The 17,409-nt window shown below is 57.3% G+C and carries 12 protein-coding genes and 1 tRNA gene; 10 read left to right on the plus strand and 3 right to left on the minus strand.

The annotated features are described in order from the left end of the window. Positions 1–196 precede the first annotated feature (196 nt). From I6L49_RS01565 to I6L49_RS01580, 4 genes are all read left to right on the plus strand, one after another. Complete coding sequence (locus I6L49_RS01565) at positions 197–685, plus strand: C40 family peptidase (protein ID WP_005334331.1); 489 nt, start codon at positions 197–199, stop codon at positions 683–685. Between the two features lie 148 nt (positions 686–833). Then, entirely contained in the window at positions 834–1,805 is a 972-nt protein-coding gene (gene rlmF, locus I6L49_RS01570; RefSeq protein ID WP_216950446.1) for a 23S rRNA (adenine(1618)-N(6))-methyltransferase RlmF, read from the plus strand. 245 nt (positions 1,806–2,050) lie between these two features. Beyond that, on the plus strand, positions 2,051–2,776 hold the full coding sequence (locus tag I6L49_RS01575; protein ID WP_204483864.1) for a MaoC family dehydratase: 726 nt from the start codon (positions 2,051–2,053) through the stop codon (positions 2,774–2,776). Positions 2,777–3,020: 244 nt separating this feature from the next. Beyond that, the gene (locus tag I6L49_RS01580) at positions 3,021–4,436 is read left to right on the plus strand and encodes a DASS family sodium-coupled anion symporter (RefSeq protein ID WP_076495096.1); all 1,416 of its coding nucleotides are present in this window, start codon (positions 3,021–3,023) and stop codon (positions 4,434–4,436) included. 66 nt (positions 4,437–4,502) lie between these two features. Here the strand turns inward: I6L49_RS01580 and I6L49_RS01585 are convergent, their stop codons facing one another. Both I6L49_RS01585 and I6L49_RS01590 read right to left on the minus strand, forming a co-directional pair. Continuing rightward, entirely contained in the window at positions 4,503–5,492 is a 990-nt protein-coding gene (locus tag I6L49_RS01585) for a DUF481 domain-containing protein (protein WP_058059928.1), read from the minus strand. A gap of 39 nt (positions 5,493–5,531) precedes the next feature. After that, the gene (locus I6L49_RS01590; RefSeq protein WP_234781340.1) at positions 5,532–6,440 is read right to left on the minus strand and encodes a L,D-transpeptidase family protein; all 909 of its coding nucleotides are present in this window, start codon (positions 6,438–6,440) and stop codon (positions 5,532–5,534) included. A gap of 440 nt (positions 6,441–6,880) precedes the next feature. On the opposite strand from I6L49_RS01590, the gene I6L49_RS01595 reads away from it, so the two are divergent. Next, a tRNA-Ser gene (locus I6L49_RS01595) sits at positions 6,881–6,970 on the plus strand. Positions 6,971–7,135: 165 nt separating this feature from the next. Next, entirely contained in the window at positions 7,136–8,386 is a 1,251-nt protein-coding gene (locus tag I6L49_RS01600; RefSeq protein ID WP_216950447.1) for an integrase domain-containing protein, read from the plus strand. A gap of 214 nt (positions 8,387–8,600) precedes the next feature. On the opposite strand, the gene I6L49_RS01605 is transcribed toward I6L49_RS01600, so the two are convergent. Further along, on the minus strand, positions 8,601–9,776 hold the full coding sequence (locus tag I6L49_RS01605) for a hypothetical protein (protein WP_216950448.1): 1,176 nt from the start codon (positions 9,774–9,776) through the stop codon (positions 8,601–8,603). Positions 9,777–10,488: 712 nt separating this feature from the next. On the opposite strand from I6L49_RS01605, the gene I6L49_RS01610 reads away from it, so the two are divergent. Genes I6L49_RS01610 through I6L49_RS01625 form a run of 4 tightly spaced genes read left to right on the plus strand, consistent with a single transcriptional unit; the run spans position 10,489 to position 17,390 of the window. Continuing rightward, a complete protein-coding gene (locus I6L49_RS01610; RefSeq protein WP_216950449.1) occupies positions 10,489–12,339 on the plus strand; it encodes a class I SAM-dependent DNA methyltransferase in 1,851 nt (616 codons plus the stop codon). Then, entirely contained in the window at positions 12,329–13,648 is a 1,320-nt protein-coding gene (locus I6L49_RS01615; RefSeq protein WP_216950450.1) for a restriction endonuclease subunit S, read from the plus strand. Before I6L49_RS01610 ends, I6L49_RS01615 begins: the two co-directional genes overlap by 11 nt. Continuing rightward, a complete protein-coding gene (locus I6L49_RS01620; protein WP_216950451.1) occupies positions 13,645–16,065 on the plus strand; it encodes an AAA family ATPase in 2,421 nt (806 codons plus the stop codon). Before I6L49_RS01615 ends, I6L49_RS01620 begins: the two co-directional genes overlap by 4 nt. Then, positions 16,062–17,390: an McrC family protein gene (locus tag I6L49_RS01625; RefSeq protein WP_254127519.1), complete on the plus strand. Its 1,329-nt coding sequence runs from the start codon at positions 16,062–16,064 to the stop codon at positions 17,388–17,390. Before I6L49_RS01620 ends, I6L49_RS01625 begins: the two co-directional genes overlap by 4 nt. The last annotated feature ends 19 nt before the right edge of the window (positions 17,391–17,409 follow it).

The raw sequence follows: 17,409 nt of genomic DNA on the forward strand, positions 1-17,409 counted from the left end.
ATATTGTTTGGGCATGATCACATTAATTATGAAAAATCGTGCATTTCCTTGCAAAAATGTGAGCTTGATAGGGATTTTCACTTGCCTCGATAGAATTCTTGGATATAGTCGGGTGCTGTTGCCTTATAAATTGCCCTTTGGGGCCGTATTTTAACAAAATTTACTATTTAGCGGGGATAAAGGATTGCGCCACCTGATGCTACTGCTGGTCGCGCTCGGAATGGTGGGTTGTGCCTCGGCACCCCAACCCGAGGTCGCGAGCAAGATCGAAGTTTCCATGGTTGAACCTGTCATCGAACCGGAAGCTTCCCAGACACCCGATGTGAATGAAATCCTGACTGTATATAAAGAGTGGCGTGGTGTTCCGTACCGGATGGGTGGCAGCAGCCAGCGCGGTATCGACTGTTCCGCCTTTGCCCGTGAAGTGTTCCGCAATGCCGTCGGTATCGAATTACCCCGCGATACCCGCTCCCAAGTCCATGAAGGGACGCGCGTTTCCAAGCAGGATCTGGTCGAGGGTGACCTGGTCTTCTTCAAAATCAATCGTCGTCTCAACCACGTTGGTATCTATGTCGGCAATGGTGAATTCATCCACGCCTCGACTCGAGCTGGTGTGACGCGCTCCAAGTTGGATAGCCAATATTGGCGCAACAAGTTCTGGCAAGCTCGCCGGATCGATATCTGAGTCAGGCTGGACAAACGGCTCGCAGTACGGACTGTTTTTCCAACCTCACTTGAACCGGGCTCGATAGCCCGGTTTTTTATTGCCCTCGTTTAGACTTTCCCGAGTCAAATCACTATAGTGTGGGCCCGTTTTCTTCGGCAGGCTCAGCATGAAACCCCGCATCCCATCAGCCGGTGGCCCCAAGTCGGGCGACCGTAAATCCGGACTTCACTCCCGTAATCGCCATCAGGCGGGTTACGACTTTGAGGCGCTTTGCCTGCGAACTCCCGAATTGGCTGCCCATGTCTTTATCAATGGCTACGGCACCCGCACCATCGATTTTGCCGATCCCGATGCAGTGAAGACCCTCAATCGCGCCCTGCTGGCCCATCACTACGGGATTGCCCACTGGGACTTGCCTGCCGGTTACCTCTGCCCTCCTATCCCGGGACGGGTGGACTACCTGCACTGGGCGGCCGACCTGTTGGCCGAGAGCTCAGGCCAGCTCCCTACCGGCAAGGGGGTGAGGGTGCTGGATATCGGGGTGGGGGCAAACTGCATCTATCCGTTGCTGGGGGCCCGCGAATATGGCTGGCGTTTTGTGGGATCGGATATCGATCCGGTCTCGGTCAAGGCGGCCACCCTGCTGGCCAAGAGCAACGGACTCGGCAACCAGATTGAGTGTCGCCTGCAGGGCAACCCCAACCATGTGTTTCGCGGCATCATAGGGCCAAAGGAGCGCTTTGCCCTGACGCTGTGCAATCCGCCGTTCCACGCGTCGCTGGAAGAGGCGAGCAAGGGGACGGAGCGCAAGCTGCGCAATCTGGGCAAGGAGGTGACAGGCGCTCCTGTGCTTAATTTTGGCGGCCAGAAGGCCGAGCTCTGGTGCGAAGGGGGCGAGGCGGCGTTTCTGGCCAACATGATTGCCCAGAGCAAGGAGTTTGCCACTCAGTGCCTCTGGTTCAGCTCGCTGGTGTCGAAAAAAGAGAACCTGCCGGGGGCGAAAAAGGCGTTGAGCCGGGTGGGGGCGCGTCAGGTACGGGTGATCGACATGGCGCAGGGCAACAAGGTGAGCCGGATCCTCGCCTGGTCCTTTCTGGATGAAGAGGGATTGCGTCGCGGCTGGTCGAGCGCGCGCTGAGTCCCCACCACAAGGCCCGATGAGGGCCTTTTTTCATGATGAGCCCCGCGAATTTCCCCTGCTGGCGGCATCTTTGGCAATCGATTTCCTCATTGGCAGATCGTGCTGGTTTACATGGTGTAAGTAGTTACTTCCGCCTTGGTACAGGTGTACGCCGAGATTTTTTTGCACTTACAGCTGAAACTTTAATAAAATAGGACTGGTTAGACCTCTTTACAGGCAATGAATCACATAGGGATCGGAACATGAAAGTTGTCGATTTTCTGAAGCGCAAGCGCGAAATTTTGGCGCAGCACCCCTTTGAGCTCAAGGATTGGCTCTCACCGGCGATCCGCGACTACTGGCGTGAGTTTCAGCAAAAGGCACATCTTCACCCTTTGCTGGGTCGTGTACTGGACTTGCAAACCGAGACCCAGAGCGAGCAGCAACAGGATGCAGCAACCGTGGCACGGGTGGCCAACGGTCAGCCTGCCGTGGCTCAGGAACCCGCTGTGGAGCTGGGGGCCGAGGCAGCCGAGCTCTATGCCGCCCTGCAGGCTCGCATTGGTGAAGAGACCCATGTGGGCGAGTGGCTGCACGTCAGCCAGCAGATGATCGATCAGTTTGCTGCCGTGACCGGGGATCACCAGTGGATCCACACAGATCCGGAGCGCGCGGCCGCCGAGTCGCCTTTCAAGACCACCATCGCCCACGGCTTCCTGACCCTGGCGCTGCTGCCGCAGTTGACCGGCTCGGTCGATGAGGCCACCCCCGAGTTCCCGACCGCCCGCATGGTGGTGAACTTCGGGCTGGATCAGGTACGTTTCCCGTACCCCATCAAGGTGGACAGCAACATCCGCGCCCGCACCAAGCTGGCCCGGGTCACCCCCATCAAGGGTGGGCTGGAGCTGCTCAAAGAGATCAAGGTGGAGATCGAAGGGATCCGTCGCCCGGGTTGCGTCATCGAGTCGGTGACCCGCATCTACTTCTGAGCCCCTCATCGGTATGAATGGTGAAACGGGCCCGCTGTCGTGTGCAACGAACAGCGGGCCCGTTTTTTTGCCTGTTTGTTGCAAGGTCTGAGGCGTCAGCCATCGCGCGCCGACCCCAGCTTGATATGACTCACAAAACGGTGCGCCGTGCAGTTAGCCAGCTCTCATTTTGGCGAGTTGGCCGCGTGAGGCGATAGCATGTTATGCCACTATTGGCTTCTTACTCCCGATCCTGGAGACAATAGTGCCCATCAATAACAAGATTATTCTGCCACTGCTGCTGAGCCTCGCCATCCTGCTGATCCCGACCCACTGGATCCCGCTGGAGGGGATCACCGTCATCGAGCAGCGGGTCGTGGCTATTTTCGTGCTGGCCGCCCTCTGCTGGATCCTGGAGCCCATCCCTATCTTCGCCACCTCGGTGCTGATCATCGTGCTGGAGCTGCTGCTGCTCTCCGACAAGGGGCTCTGGTTCATGACTGCCGACAAGGCAGAGCCGGGATTTGGTGAGCTGCTCAAGTCCACCGAGGTGATGGCGACCTTTGCCTCGCCGGTCATCATGCTGTTTCTCGGCGGTTTTTTTCTCGCCATTGCGGCGACCAAATACCATCTGGACGTCAATCTGGCGCGGGTGCTGCTGCGCCCGTTCGGTCAGGATCCCCGGATCGTCATGCTGGGGCTGATGCTGATCACCGCCACCTTCTCCATGTTTATGAGCAATACCGCCACCACCGCCATGATGCTGGCCATTCTCACCCCGGTGCTGGCGGCGTTTCCCGACAAGGACCCGGCCAAAATCGGCTTTGTACTGGCCATTCCGCTGGCGGCCAACCTCGGGGGGATCGGCACTCCCATCGGTACTCCGCCCAACGCAGTGGCCCTCAAATACCTGACCGGCGAGCATGCCATCTCGTTCGGTCAGTGGATGGGGTTTGCGGTGCCCTTTGTGGTATTGCTGTTGCTGCTTGGCTGGTTTCTGCTGGGGCGCTTCTTCCCGAGCACCCTCAAGCGGATGGATCTCAAGATTGAGGGGCGCTTTATGCAGACCCCTCGCGCCTGGGTGGTCTACCTCACTTTTATCACCACCATAGTGCTCTGGCTACTGGGGGATCTGCACGGCATGAGCTCCTACGTGGTCGCCATGATCCCGGTGGCAGTGTTCCTGACCACCGGCATCATCACCAAGGACGATCTGCACAAGATCTCCCTCGATGTGCTCTGGCTGGTGTCGGGCGGTATCGCGCTGGGGCTGGCGCTGGAGGACTCCGGGTTGGCCGAGCGGCTCATCACCCATATTCCGTTCCACGAATACTCCACGCTGGCGGTGCTGGTCGGCGCCTGTCTGCTGGCGGTGGTGATGGCCAACTTTATGTCCAACACCGCAACCGCCAACCTGCTGCTGCCACTGGTGGCGGCACTGGCGGTCAGCATGCCGGAGCTGGCCGAGTGGGGCGGCAGCCACACCCTGATCCTGGCGGTTACCATTTCGGTCTCACTCGGGATGTCGCTGCCCATCAGTACCCCACCCAATGCGCTGGCCCACGCCACCGGTCTTGTGGAGAGTCACCAGATGGTGCGCATCGGTGTCATCATGGGGTTGGTCGGCACATTGCTGGCGATGGTGTGGATCTACCAGATTGCCGCCTGGGGGCTGATCTAGCGAACCTGTTCGCCTAAAGCAAAGAGGAGCCGATTTGGCTCCTCTTTGCGTGTTGGGGATCCGAGGCTAGAAACTGGCACCAAGGCTGAGCAGGTGTCTTAATTCGCTCTCCCGGGGTTCCGGGCTGCCTGTGTCGACAAGGATGTCAGCATCTTCCCAATCCAGCTCACTCGACCAGGAGAGGCGCAGATGGTCGTTGAAGTAGTAGCGCAATCCTATGCTGCCTTTCAGATCCTGATTACGGGTGAAATAGGGGGAGGCTTGTGCCAGATATTTCAGATAGCGCCCCTGGCTGAACAGCTCCATTTTCTCCTGCCAGAGGGAGAAAGGTTGGCGATAATCCCAGTTAAAACCGGCGAAGGGGTAGTCAATGACCCGTTCACCCAGAAAAATCTTGGGAACCTCGCTATCTTCACGGAAGTAGAGTCGGCTTAATCCCCCTTGGGCCATCAGCTCCAGTCGGCGGCGTTTGTCGTTCCAGAAGCGGTAGCCCGGCCCCGAGCCATAGTCCATATAGAGATAGCGATCTTTATCCAGCATGTCATATTCGGCATCGAGTGAGGTGCGCAAGAACCACTGCTGGTTGAAGAAGTAGTCCAGCGTAGGGTTGAGCTGATAATCATGGCTGTCGGTGATGTTGTCAGCGGTCTCATAGGTATATTCACCGGAGAAGCTGTAACGCCAGTCCAGATTGGCCAGCTCGCTTTTCCACTTGAGGTTGACGTTGTTGGTCTGCTTGTCATTCTGTTTGAGTTTGACATTGAGATCGCCGCTGCCGGTCCAGAGCCAGGCGTTGCGTTCATCCTGGTCATCCTCGAACAGCTTGAGCCCACCCTTTGCCGTCGCCTTGGGTTTGTCCTCTTTATCAATGCGCCAGCGTTTGATGGCCTCCCGCTTGACGGTCACCGCGCCGCTGTAGGGCAGGGCGATGCGCACCGACTGTTCGGTCACCTCCTCGATGTTACCGGTCAGACGATCGCCATTGTTCATCCAGAGAATGTCCTTGGCCCACAAGGAGTGACAGGCCAACAGGAATAGGAGGGGCAGGAATTTCATGAGGTAAGGTGACTCCGGTGCGACTCGGGCGCTGGTTACTTAGCCACTGACAAGTTGGCTGCTGATGGGGCGGGGCAGGCCATTTTTGCTCTCCAGCGCAGCCGTCACCTCATCCTGCATCACGTCAGGTGCGCTGATAAAGCTCTCTATGGCCGGAGATAGCACCAGCGGGGCGCCATTTTCAAGCTCCTCTTCGGTGCGGGAGAGCGGGGAGTGTACCTCCAGCCAGCGCCGACCATCCGGTTCGATGGCGACCTTGACCGGTTGATTGATGACCCGCACCGGCGTGCCGATCGGCACAATCTTGAACAGGGCCTCGATATCGTCAGGTCGCAGCCGGATGCAGCCTGCACTTACCCGCAGGCCAACGCCAAAATCCTTGTTGGTGCCGTGGATCAGGTAGTCGCGCTTGCCATAGCCAAGGCGCATGGCGAACTTGCCAAGGGGATTCTCCGGGCCGGGGGGCACTACGGCGGGCAGGGTGATCCCTTTTTGCTCCAGCCAGGATTTGCGCACCATGGGGCCGGGCACCCAGGTCGGGTTGGGATTCTTCTCGATGACCGTCGTGGTCATCTCGGGTGTTTCGCGGCCGATATCGCCAATCCCGATGGGCAGCACGATGACCTCGCTCTTCTCTTTGGGGAAGTAGTAGAGGCGCAGTTCGGGCAGATTGATGACGATCCCCTCGCGAGGCACATCAGGCAGCAGCATCTGGGTGGGCAGCGTCAAACGGGTGCCCGGCTTGGGTAAATAGGGGTCTACACCCGGATTTGCCTCAAGCAGTGCTAAAAATCCAATTTGCGTATTTTTGCCAACCAGCTCCAGATGTTCATTCTGCTGGATAATGTAATCCTCCAGCTCACCGATGAGGCGACTCCCAGCAGGTGGCAGCGGGTAGCGTTTGGCCTCTGCCGGCGCGGCGCAAAGCAGGATCGCTGCCAGCAGCATGGAAAGGGAAGGCGTTATGGAGAGGGGCATAAGTTTTGGCAATCGCATAAGAAGATCCATCAGTTCAATCGGGGCGGAACATCATCAATACAGCCGCCAGGATGGCGCGATTGTTCCTCAATCAGCCCATGATTACCAGCTTGCCGCGCACTCGCAATGATGTGGGGATACATAGGAAACCTGCCAAAATCGGCATCACCCATAAATTTGAGCACCAAGCAGGAAAAAGAGACGCCTCATGGCAATGGGGGGAATATCACGATATGGATAATGGCCGGGTGTGCGAGAGGGTTAATGTCGGGTGGATGCAGGGTGGCCTAGCAACGCGAACAGCACGCGCCGCATTGTGAGCCTGCTCCCAGATATCTGATTCAGCCATTTGATATCTAAGAAATTTTTATTGCATCCTCGGCCCAGCTTGGGTAAAACTCTCTCCCCACGGAGAGATGCCGGAGTGGCCGAACGGGATTGACTCGAAATCAATTGTGGCAGCAATGCCACCCAGGGTTCGAATCCCTGTCTCTCCGCCAAATTGTAGTCCGAGATAGTCTGGGACAGTACAGGAAACCCGCATGGCATAAGGCCTTGCGGGTTTTTTAGTGTCCGGCGAAGTTCGGTTTGATTTGCCTAAAACCGGTGGTTTTTGGTACATGTTTTGGTACATGACGTGCGGCATTACGATGGAGCGTGTACCAATGCCAAGAATTACCAAACCCCTCTCTGCCACGGAAGTGCGTAACGCAAAACCCCGTGAGATCGAATGGACTCTTTCAGATGGAAACGGCCTTGAGCTGTGCGTCTCCCCTAACGGGAATAAGCTATGGCGCTTTCGATACACTCGACCAAGTGGGTCGCGTACCCGGATCTCGCTAGGCGCATACCCGGAGATATCGTTGTCGGACGCCCGCGATCAGGCAGATGCATACCGCCGGTTGCTAGCCAAAGGCAAAGACCCCCAGGACCAAAAGGCTGAAGAACGACTTGCAGCCAACCTCACCTTCCGCATTGTTGCCGAGGAATGGAGGGCGCTGCACCAACGCAGGGTGACCGCTGAGTATGCCAAGGACCTGTGGAACTCATTGGAGCGGCATGTGTTGCCCGGATTGGGGCATATCCCGATCCAGCAAGTGACGGCACAGCATGCAATTGCTGCATTGCGCCCTCTCAAGCTGGAGGAGAAGCACGAGTCGGTTCGACGTAGTTGCCAGCGAATCAACGAGATCATGACGTATGCCGTTAACTCGGGCTACATCATGGCCAACCCGTGTGCAGGTATCCGTCAGGTATTTGATAAACCAACCAAGCAGCACTTGCCCAGTATCGAGCCAAGTCAGTTACCCGTTCTTCTCAGAGCGGTAAACCAAGCCAGCATTACCGTGATTACGCGTAATCTCATCATGTGGAGCCTCCATACCCTTGCTAGGCCGGGTGAGGCCGCAACAGCCCGGTGGGATGAAATTGACTGGGATGCCAAGGTATGGCGTATACCAGCCGAAAAGATGAAGCGTCGCCGGGAACATCAGGTACCTCTCACAGATCAGGCTCTCGATATTCTGCACGCAATGAAGCCGATATCGGGCAGGTTTCCCTACGTCTTTCCCGGGGAACGTAATCGACGTAGCCACTGTAACAAGTCAACGGTCAATATGGCTTTGAAGCGTATGGGATTCGCTGACAAGCTTGTCGCTCACGGGTTCAGGTCACTTGGAAGTACGGTGCTCAACGAGCGAGGGTTTGCAAAGGACTTGATTGAAGTCGCTCTGAGTCACATGGATCGAGACGCTGTACGTGCAGCCTATAACCGTACCGATTTCCTAGAAAGACGCAGGCCTATGATGGAGTGGTGGAGCAACCACATTCAGACTATGGCGCGTAGAGCCACTGAGCTTGACGAGGAAGAGCCCGCGCTAGATGTCGAAGCTGACAGTACCGAACTTGTTAATTGAAGCTAGCAGATCTTATTGAGCGGTTTAGCCTATCGAACCGCTCATATCATGAGGCCATTTGACAGTGTCATTGTGTCATTGTGTCACGACATCACTGCGAGCTTCTGGGCCCATGCAGGTGTATGTTCGCCCAGGTTCTGACGTCGCTCAGTCCTCCAGGGCGCTTGCTGGCCAAGTGATAAGGGGGCAGGTGCCCCCTTGTTCTTTGATTGCGCTATAGAGCCTCTGAGGCGCTCTGGGCAAACAAGCGCTGTGCTTCCTCTTCTGCCTTGCTGGCAAGCTCGGGGGCGAGTGGCGGCAGCTCGATGCCTTCCCGTCCGGCGACATAGAGTGGTCCACCCACATCATCATCGTAGTCATCGCCATTCTCATGGATGGCCCTCAAGTCGTCCTGAGTGAAGTCGTCGCCAAGCAACTGGGCTAAACGCAGCCATACCCAAGACTGGTAGAGGTTGTCCCGGTCGTACTCTTCAATGAGGGCGAGCATGGCCTGTGTATCGCCTCTCTGCGCTGCTTGCGTCAACCAGTGGTGGGCAGCTTGTTGGTTGTCGTGTTCCATCGCGAGCCATGCGATGGCGGCCGGGTCACTCACTGCAGCCGGGTCAGTGTCAAAGATGCTGCTATCCAACTTTGCCTCTGCCAGTGCATAGCGTGCCTCGACGATACCACTGCGGGCGGCCTTGAGTGCGTGGGTAAGCCACCGCTCTTGACGTTGCAACCGCTTGGCGAATGCTTCTGCAAACTCCAGTTCTGGGCCGCTCAATATCGCGCCCTGCTGTTGCTTGCGATACCAATAGCCAGAGGCAACGTTAACGTCCTCAATGTACCGACCACCCACGTCGAATCGCTGTGCCAGCCACCAGTGCCCCTGTGGATGGCCTCGTTCTGCGAAGGCCTCCAGTTGCTGCAGTGCCTGGAGGGCGATTGGGGGCTGATGGTAGGCATCAAGTTGCGCTAGTAGTGCCTGCGCCGCATCGAGTGGCGTCGTGCTGGATGGGGCAGGTTGGAGCTGTGCGTCGTCATCCTCGGCCTCATCATCGAGCCAGCCATCTTCCCATGTGTTATCCCAATCGTCCTCTCTAGTCAGGCCGAGAGCCTCGACTTGGATGCTCACCACGCCAGCACGTTGTAGATGTTGGCCAACCAGCAGCGACAGGGTCTGGGGTTGGGGTAACGCGAGCTCACGTCCTCGCTGCTCGAGTAGGGCGAGGTCAGGCTGACAGGGCCAAGGTGTCTGGTGCAGCACGATAGCCTCGGCTTGAAGCGCAGCATAGCTGCGGTAGCCGAAAGCGGCGGCGATCAGTTCGTAGAGGTGGCTGGTCTTGAGTGACAGTGCGCTTGAATCAGCGAGTTGCTGGCGCGTGTCGTGCACGAATTGCTTGATGGTCATGATCCAATCTCCGAGTCCACGCTTCGGGTCAGGCGCACACGTTTAAGCAACCGGAAGGTGGATGCTGGGTATCAGATCATTAAGGGTATGGGGTATTGAATGCCGGTTTGACTCGTGTGCAAGTCGTGCGGGCCGCACCCAAGCACGGTAGCTAACTGCGCAGTCTTGGGCAAGTGACGTTAAAACAAAATCCCGCATTGTTGATCCACTTAACAATAACGACGTTTGTATGGCCATCCCGGTATTGATTTGATTGTCATTTGTCTATGCTGTTTCGGGTGAGAGTCCGTGTGAGTTTGGTACTGACGATCCCATTGCTTTCGTTCCTCCGTGAGATGTTCGTGCGTTAGTCGGGCCTGTTATCAGGCCCTTTTTTATTGTGTCTGGCTGATCTGCTCGCCTTCTGACCACTTGAGCTACCTCGCCTGTGATGACCGCATCCAGCGTGACATTACGCATAGTGCTGCAGGGTTCATTTGTATAAACTGCCCGCCAGATAATTGATAGACGACTGACGGGCCGGACTTTTTCTCGCCGATGCATCACCTTGGCTGCATCGCCTTCTGTTGACCCACCACCCTGGATAGGTCCCTGCTGCGCCCGCAAGGCTCGGCATGCGCCGTTCCGTCAGTCTGACAACTTGGCCCGCATCCTCACCTTGGCTTTCGCGCAGGTGGGCTGTGAAGGCAACACGCATTAACCGGAGAACCCCATGACAGACCTCAACGAGCTCAGCCAGGCGCTGCTGGCCGCCGTTCCTGAAGATGGCAGCAGCATCGGCAACCAAGCCTTGATGGACACCTTGAAAGCCCAATTCAGCGACCTGACCGATGAGGTATTTACCGCCGCACGCGAGACTCTGCTGGAACAGGGCGTACTGCGCAAGGGGCGCGGGCGGGGCGGTGCTGTGCACCGGGTGTTGGATGGCGAAGCCGCCGCTGCAGCACCACGCAAAGCGAAAGCCAGTGGCAAGGGCAAGCAGGCCAAGGATGAGCCGCAAGCGACCGGTATCGAGGGACTGAAGAAGACCCTGTGGGCTGCCGCAGACAAGCTGCGTGCCGACATGGACGCCGCCGAGTACAAGCACATCGTGCTGGGCCTTATCTTCCTCAAGTACATCTCCGACTCCTTCGCTGCCCGTCGCGCCGAGCTGACCCGCCGCTTTGCCGATGAGAGCGACGAGTACTTCCTCTACGACTGTGACGATGAGCTGCTGGCCGAGGAGCTTGAAGATCGCGATTACTACCGTGAGGTGAATGCCTTTTGGGTACCGGAAGGGGCCCGTTGGGAGGGACTCCGTGCTCAGGCCAAAGATGCCGTCATCGGTAAGCTAATCGACGATGCGCTGACCCTGATCGAACAGGAGAACCCGCGCCTCAAGGGCATCCTCGACAAGCGCTACGCCCGTGCCCAGTTGCCCGATGGCAAGCTCGGCGAGCTGGTGGATCTGGTTTCCAAGATTGGCTTTGGCAGTGATGTCGGTGAAGCACGCGACATCCTGGGGCAGGTCTACGAGTACTTCCTTGGCGAGTTTGCCAGTGCCGAGGGCAAGAAGGGGGGCCAGTTCTATACGCCTGCCAGCATCGTCAAGACGCTAGTGGCGGTGCTTGCTCCCCATCATGGTCAGGTCTACGACCCCTGCTGCGGTTCAGGCGGCATGTTCGTGCAGTCGGAGAGGTTTATCGAGGCCCATGGCGGCAAGCTGGGTGATGTCTCCATCTACGGTCAGGAGTCGAACCCGACCACTTGGCGGCTGGCGGCCATGAACCTCTCCATCCAGGGGATGGACTACAACCTCGGGCGCGAAAACGGTGATACATTTACCCGCAACCAGCACCCGGACTTGCGTGCAGACTTTGTGCTGGCCAACCCGCCGTTCAATATCAGCGACTGGTGGCATGGCAGCCTCGAGGGGGATCCGCGCTGGGTCTACGGTACGCCGCCTGCGGGCAACGCCAACTATGCGTGGCTGCAGCATATGCTCTACCACCTCAAGCCCAATGGCCGTGCCGGTATCGTGTTGGCCAACGGTTCCATGAGCTCTAGCCAGAATAGCGAAGGCGACATTCGCCGTGCCATGGTGGAGGCGGACGTGGTGGAGTGCATGGTGGCGCTGCCGGGTCAGCTGTTCTTCAACACCCAGATCCCGGCCTGCCTCTGGTTCCTCGCCAAGAACAAGACCCGCCGCCAGGGCGAGGTGCTGTTTATTGATGCCCGCAAGCTGGGCACCATGATCAGCCGGGTGCAGTGCGAGCTCGATGAGAGCGCGATTGCCCGCATCGCCGATACCTTCCACGCGTGGAAAGGGGACGGGGAGTGTGAGCAGCCTTACGAGGATGTAGCAGGCTTCTGCCGCAGCGTAACCCTGGCCGAGATTGCCGAGCACGGCCATGTGTTGACCCCCGGCCGCTATGTGGGCGCCGAAGAGGTGGAGGAGGACGATGAACCCTTTGCTGACAAGATGGCTCGCTTGACCAAGCAACTTGGCGACCAGATGGTCAAGGGGGCAGAGCTGGATCGGTTGATCAAGCAGAAGCTGGGGGGGCTTGGGTATGAGTTCTGAGTGGCCCTTGGTTGTTGTTGAAGATGTTTGCGAATTGATCGTCGATTGCGTGAACAAAACGGCACCAGTTGTAGAAGAGCCTACGCCTTATCGGATGATACGAACGACAAATGTTAGGAATGGGCGCATCGACCTCTCGACATGTCGTTATGTTGTTCAGGAAACTTATGAAAAGTGGACTCGCCGAGCTAAGTTGCAGCCGGGTGATGTGATCCTTACTCGAGAAGCTCCTATTGGTGAGGTTGGATTCGTTAACGAGAGCGAAGGAGTATTTCTCGGCCAAAGGCTCATGCAATACAGAGCTGACTCCAAACACCTAGATCCACGCTTTTTACTGTATTCATTTTTATCTCCGGCATTGCAGCATCAATTTCGTAGTCATGAAGGGTCTGGTTCAGTCGTTAGCCATATCCGGGTCGGAGACTGTTTCAAGTTCAAAATGCGTTTACCTCCATTGGCTATCCAACAGGAGATTGCTGCACTACTCGGAGCACTAGATGAACGTATCGCTCTGCTGCGCGAATCCAATGCCACGTTGGAGGCTATCGCGCAGGCGCTATTTAAGTCGTGGTTTGTCGACTTCGATCCGGTTCGTGCCCGAGCTCGTGGCGAGAAACCAGCAGGTCTGGCCCCCGAGGTTGCCGCCCGGTTCCCCGATAGCTTCGAAGAGTCCGAGGTTGGCATGGTGCCGAAGGGGTGGAGAGTTTTGTCCTTCACTGAAACGATTGATGTTATTGGGGGGGGCACGCCAAAAACCTCTATCAGCGAGTATTGGAATGGGGATATTCCTTGGTTTTCTGTAGTTGATGCGCCAGCAACCACAGACGTGTTTGTAATCGAGACTGAAAAGCACATCACTTGCGAAGGCTTGAACAAGTCATCAACTAAATTATTGCCTGTGGGGACCACTATCATTTCGGCGCGAGGCACTGTTGGTCGACTTGCTCTGGTGGGGCAGGCAATGGCTATGAACCAGTCTTGCTATGGCTTATCTGGTAAGGCCGGTGATGTCTATTTCACTTACTTCAGCACGCATCGCCTTGTTGAAACCTTAAAACAACGGACCCATGGTTCCGTGTTCGACACAATCACTCGTGATACCTTAGCTGGAGTTTCGGTTGTCTATCCACAGACCATCGCAATTACCGCTTTCGAGGAGACTATTGCTCCGGTGATGGAGCGCATCAAGGAAAACCTAATACAAGCTCGAACTCTCGCGACCCTACGCGACACCCTGCTACCCCGCCTGATCTCCGGCCAGTTGCGCTTGCCGGATGCCGAACAACAACTGAAGGACCTCGCTGTATGACGGCCGCTGTTGTAAACGCCACTGCCTTTACCAATGAACACTTCCCGCGCCTGTTGGCTCAGCTCAAGACGATGGGCGACAGAGCCCGTTTCGCTAGTGAGCAGAGCGATCTCTATTGCAAGTTTATCGAGCAGTTCCCGCTTGACTCGTTGCCTAACTTGACCCTTGAGGAGTACTGCGTAGGCAAGGGGGATGGCAATTCATTCTGCTGGTGGATCGAGCGTGGTCTACAGCCTGTGCTGGCCCGCTATATGCCAGGTACGTCCCGTGGTCACCTGCTCTATTTTCAGAAAGATGGTGCCGTCTACAAGCACCAGCGCTTGGCCGAGTTGGGTGATGAGGAGGCGTTGCGCTACACCCTCAAGGTGCAGCACTGCGTAGCCGCCGCCGACCCTGATGGCGACCTGAGTTGGATTGATAATGACGAGGCTCTTTACAAGCAGGCAGGCGTCGAGCCGCGTGTCACCATGGGGCACGGCCGCAAGCTGCGGCTGGTGACCTGCTATCACCCCAAGCGGATGCTGCCCATCTCGTCGTGTGAGCACCTTGGGCACTTTCTGACGGTGTTGGGGTGGCCGAAGGAGGATATCCCCGCCAAGCACCAGCCGATGGCGCGTATGCAGCGCCTGATGCGTTATTACGACCTGGCCCGCGAGTCGTTACCTGAATTGACCCCATATGGCTTTATGTTGGGCCTGTATGACGAGTCGTTGGGACTGGCACCACCAAAGGCAGACAAGGACGATAGCGGGAGTGATGATGAGGATGACACCATGAGCGAAGCAAACGACACCCCGGTGATGCCCAAGACCAACGCACCGTTGAACCAGATCCTCTTCGGCCCGCCCGGTACCGGCAAGACCTACCACACCATCAACAAGGCGTTGGCTATTCTCGACCCCGAGTGTCTGGCACAACACGACGATGATGTGAGCCCAGAGGCCCGCAAGGCGCTTAAGGCGCGCTTTGATGAGCTGGTAAAGGAGGGGCGTATCGACTTTGTGACCTTCCACCAGAGCTTTAGTTATGAAGACTTTGTGGAGGGGATCCGTGCCGAGAGTGATGGAGACAGCGGTCAACTGACTTATGACGTGGTTGATGGCGTCTTCAAGCGCATGTGTGACGCGGTGGCCGCCAAAGTCACGCGCAGCGACAGCCATGAGGCGATGACGTTGGAGGGACGCCGGGTCTGGAAGATGTCGCTTGGCAACACTCAGGGCGATGATGCCCATATCTTTGACGACTGCATTGAGCAGGGTCTTATCCGGTTGGGCTATGGCAGCTCTCACGACTACAGCGAGTGTAAGACACGCAGCGACGTTCAGCGCGTGTTGGAGCAGTCGGTGGGCAAGATAGACAACGCCTATGACTACACCGTGACCAGCGTGATGACGCTGGTGAACCGGATGAAGATTGGCGACCTCGTGGTGGTCACCGACGGCAACTTCAAGTTCCGCGCTATCGGCGAGATTACCGGTGATTATCGTAGTGACGTGCACTACGAGGGGGATGACAGCTACGCGCAGGTCAGGCCGGTCAAGTGGCTATGCCAGTTCAGCCCCTCGCTCCCATGCGGTGAGCTGATCAACGGCCGCTTCAGCCAGATGACGCTCTATGAGTTGAAGGCCCCGACCTTGATCCCGGAGAAGCTGCTTGCTCTGGTCAATGCCACAGCATCACAAGCTGGGTCGCAGAGTGAAGCGGGCGCGACACCATCAAACAAACGCGTACTGATCATCGACGAGATTAACCGGGGCAACGTTTCGCGCATATTCGGTGAGCTGATCACCCTGATAGAGCCAAGCAAGCGGGCTGGGGCAAGCGAGGCGCTGACCACTACTCTGCCTTACTCCAAGCGCCCCTTTAGCGTACCGGACAACCTCTACCTTATCGGCACCATGAACACCGCCGACCGATCCTTGGCCGGACTCGATATCGCGCTGCGTCGCCGTTTTGTGTTTGAAGAGATGCCGCCTAGGGCCGAGCTGCTTGATGGCGTGGTCATCGAGGATGAGGAGCACAAGGTAGACGTAGGCCGCTTGCTGCACACGCTGAACCAGCGCATCGAGGTGCTGTTGGACCGCGACCATTGCCTCGGTCATGCCTACTTTATGCCGCTCAAAGCGACTGCAAAGCCAACCTTGGCGCAGTTGGGATACATCTTCCAGCATCAGATCCTGCCGCTATTGCAGGAGTACTTCTTTGAGGACTGGCAGCGTATCGCCTGGGTACTCAATGATCATCGCAAGAGCCGCGCTGAGGCGATGTTCCTCACACCTCCCAAACTCGATATCAAGACCCTGTTTGGTGATATAGCGGTTGGGGGGCAGCGCCAACGTTGGTGCATCAATGAGAAGGCGTTTACGCGTATTGAGGCCTATGCCTTGACCATCGAGGGTGACAAGGGGGCGCAGTGAAGGCTCCCATCACGGTTCGTGAGTATGGTCGGCTAACTGTTAGAGATAACGCTGTTGATACGCTGACGCTTGCCCATATAGACCCGGTTGATTTCGATTGGCTATGTCAGTTGAGCCAGCGCTACAAGGTAAGCCATGCACCCGCTCTTGCGCAGGTGGAAGATAGCCGGACCTTGCAACTGGACAACTACGTGGGGGTGATAGAGACCCCCACCGGGCAGGTGATAGAGATCCTGCCCAAGACCGCCAATGAGGATGACCCACTCGAGGATGGTCGTGAGTTGATCCGCCGGATGCTGGAACGAGCCCTGGATCTGCCACCCCGTGAAACGGCGGAGGCGTCGTTGGATCGCTTTGATATGCCGCTCAATGAGTGGGTTATCGCGCGCTTTCTGGCCGAGCTCGATCAGCTGGTCAAACGTGGCGTGCGCAGTGACTATCAGCGTCTTGAGGCGACCGAGCCGTTCTTGCGTGGTCAGCTGGATGTCGCCCGGCAGATGCGCCAGCCACCGGGCCGGGGCCACCACTTTGCGTTACGTTACGACCTCTTCTTGCCCGACCGGGCCGAGAACCGGCTGCTCAAGCGGGCGCTGGAGACCGTCGCCAATGCGACTCAGCACCCGGACAACTGGCGGTTGGCACAGGAGCTGCGCCACTTGCTGGTGGATGTGCCTGCCAGCCGCGATGTGGAAGGGGATTTCAGACTGTGGCGACATGACCGCTTGATGGCTCACTATCAAGGGGCTCGGCCGTGGTGTGAGCTCATCCTCTATCGTGCCATGCCGAGTGCCCTTAATGGTGAGTGGCGCGGCATCAGCCTGCTGTTCCCCATGGAGAAGCTGTTCGAGCGCTATGTAGAGTCGTGCCTGCGCGAGCAGCTGTTGCCCGATGCCAACCTCAAGGCCCAGGTGGCCAGTCAGTACCTTTGCACCCAGCAAGGCAAGCAGATGTTCCGGTTACAGCCGGACCTCTTGTTGCAGCACGGCAACAAGCGTTGGGTGATGGATGTGAAGTGGAAGCGGCTCGATAGCAGCGACCGTGACGGAAAGTACGGCATCAGCCAGGGTGACCTCTACCAACTGTTTGCCTACGGCCACAAGTACCTGACCGAGCAAGATGATGGTCATCTGGTATTGATTTATCCATCATGGAGCCAGCTCAAAGTTCCACTCGAACCTTTTTGTTATGATGCCCGCCTGACGTTGTGGGTCTTGCCGTTTGACTTGGCTGCCAGTTCGTCCCACCGGCTGATATTGCCTTGCCAGCCGGGGGCGGATTCTGCGTGCGAACTGCGTTTGCCACTGAGGCCCACCGAGCCCGCCTGACGGGCGTTTCTCCCTGTTG

The sequence above is a fragment of the Aeromonas sp. FDAARGOS 1419 genome (genome assembly GCF_019047045.1).
Classification (GTDB): domain Bacteria; phylum Pseudomonadota; class Gammaproteobacteria; order Enterobacterales; family Aeromonadaceae; genus Aeromonas; species Aeromonas veronii.

Coding starts and splice junctions, on each gene's coding strand:
- I6L49_RS01575 (WP_204483864.1), top strand. CDS start 2,051: ATGAAAGTTGTCGATTTTCTGAAGCGCAAGCGCGAAATTTTGGCGCAG.
- I6L49_RS01610 (WP_216950449.1), top strand. CDS start 10,489: ATGACAGACCTCAACGAGCTCAGCCAGGCGCTGCTGGCCGCCGTTCCT.
- I6L49_RS01600 (WP_216950447.1), top strand. CDS start 7,136: ATGCCAAGAATTACCAAACCCCTCTCTGCCACGGAAGTGCGTAACGCA.
- I6L49_RS01585 (WP_058059928.1), bottom strand. CDS start 5,492: ATGAAATTCCTGCCCCTCCTATTCCTGTTGGCCTGTCACTCCTTGTGG.
- I6L49_RS01615 (WP_216950450.1), top strand. CDS start 12,329: ATGAGTTCTGAGTGGCCCTTGGTTGTTGTTGAAGATGTTTGCGAATTG.
- rlmF (WP_216950446.1), top strand. CDS start 834: ATGAAACCCCGCATCCCATCAGCCGGTGGCCCCAAGTCGGGCGACCGT.
- I6L49_RS01565 (WP_005334331.1), top strand. CDS start 197: ATGCTACTGCTGGTCGCGCTCGGAATGGTGGGTTGTGCCTCGGCACCC.
- I6L49_RS01590 (WP_234781340.1), bottom strand. CDS start 6,440: ATGCTGCTGGCAGCGATCCTGCTTTGCGCCGCGCCGGCAGAGGCCAAA.
- I6L49_RS01605 (WP_216950448.1), bottom strand. CDS start 9,776: ATGACCATCAAGCAATTCGTGCACGACACGCGCCAGCAACTCGCTGAT.
- I6L49_RS01620 (WP_216950451.1), top strand. CDS start 13,645: ATGACGGCCGCTGTTGTAAACGCCACTGCCTTTACCAATGAACACTTC.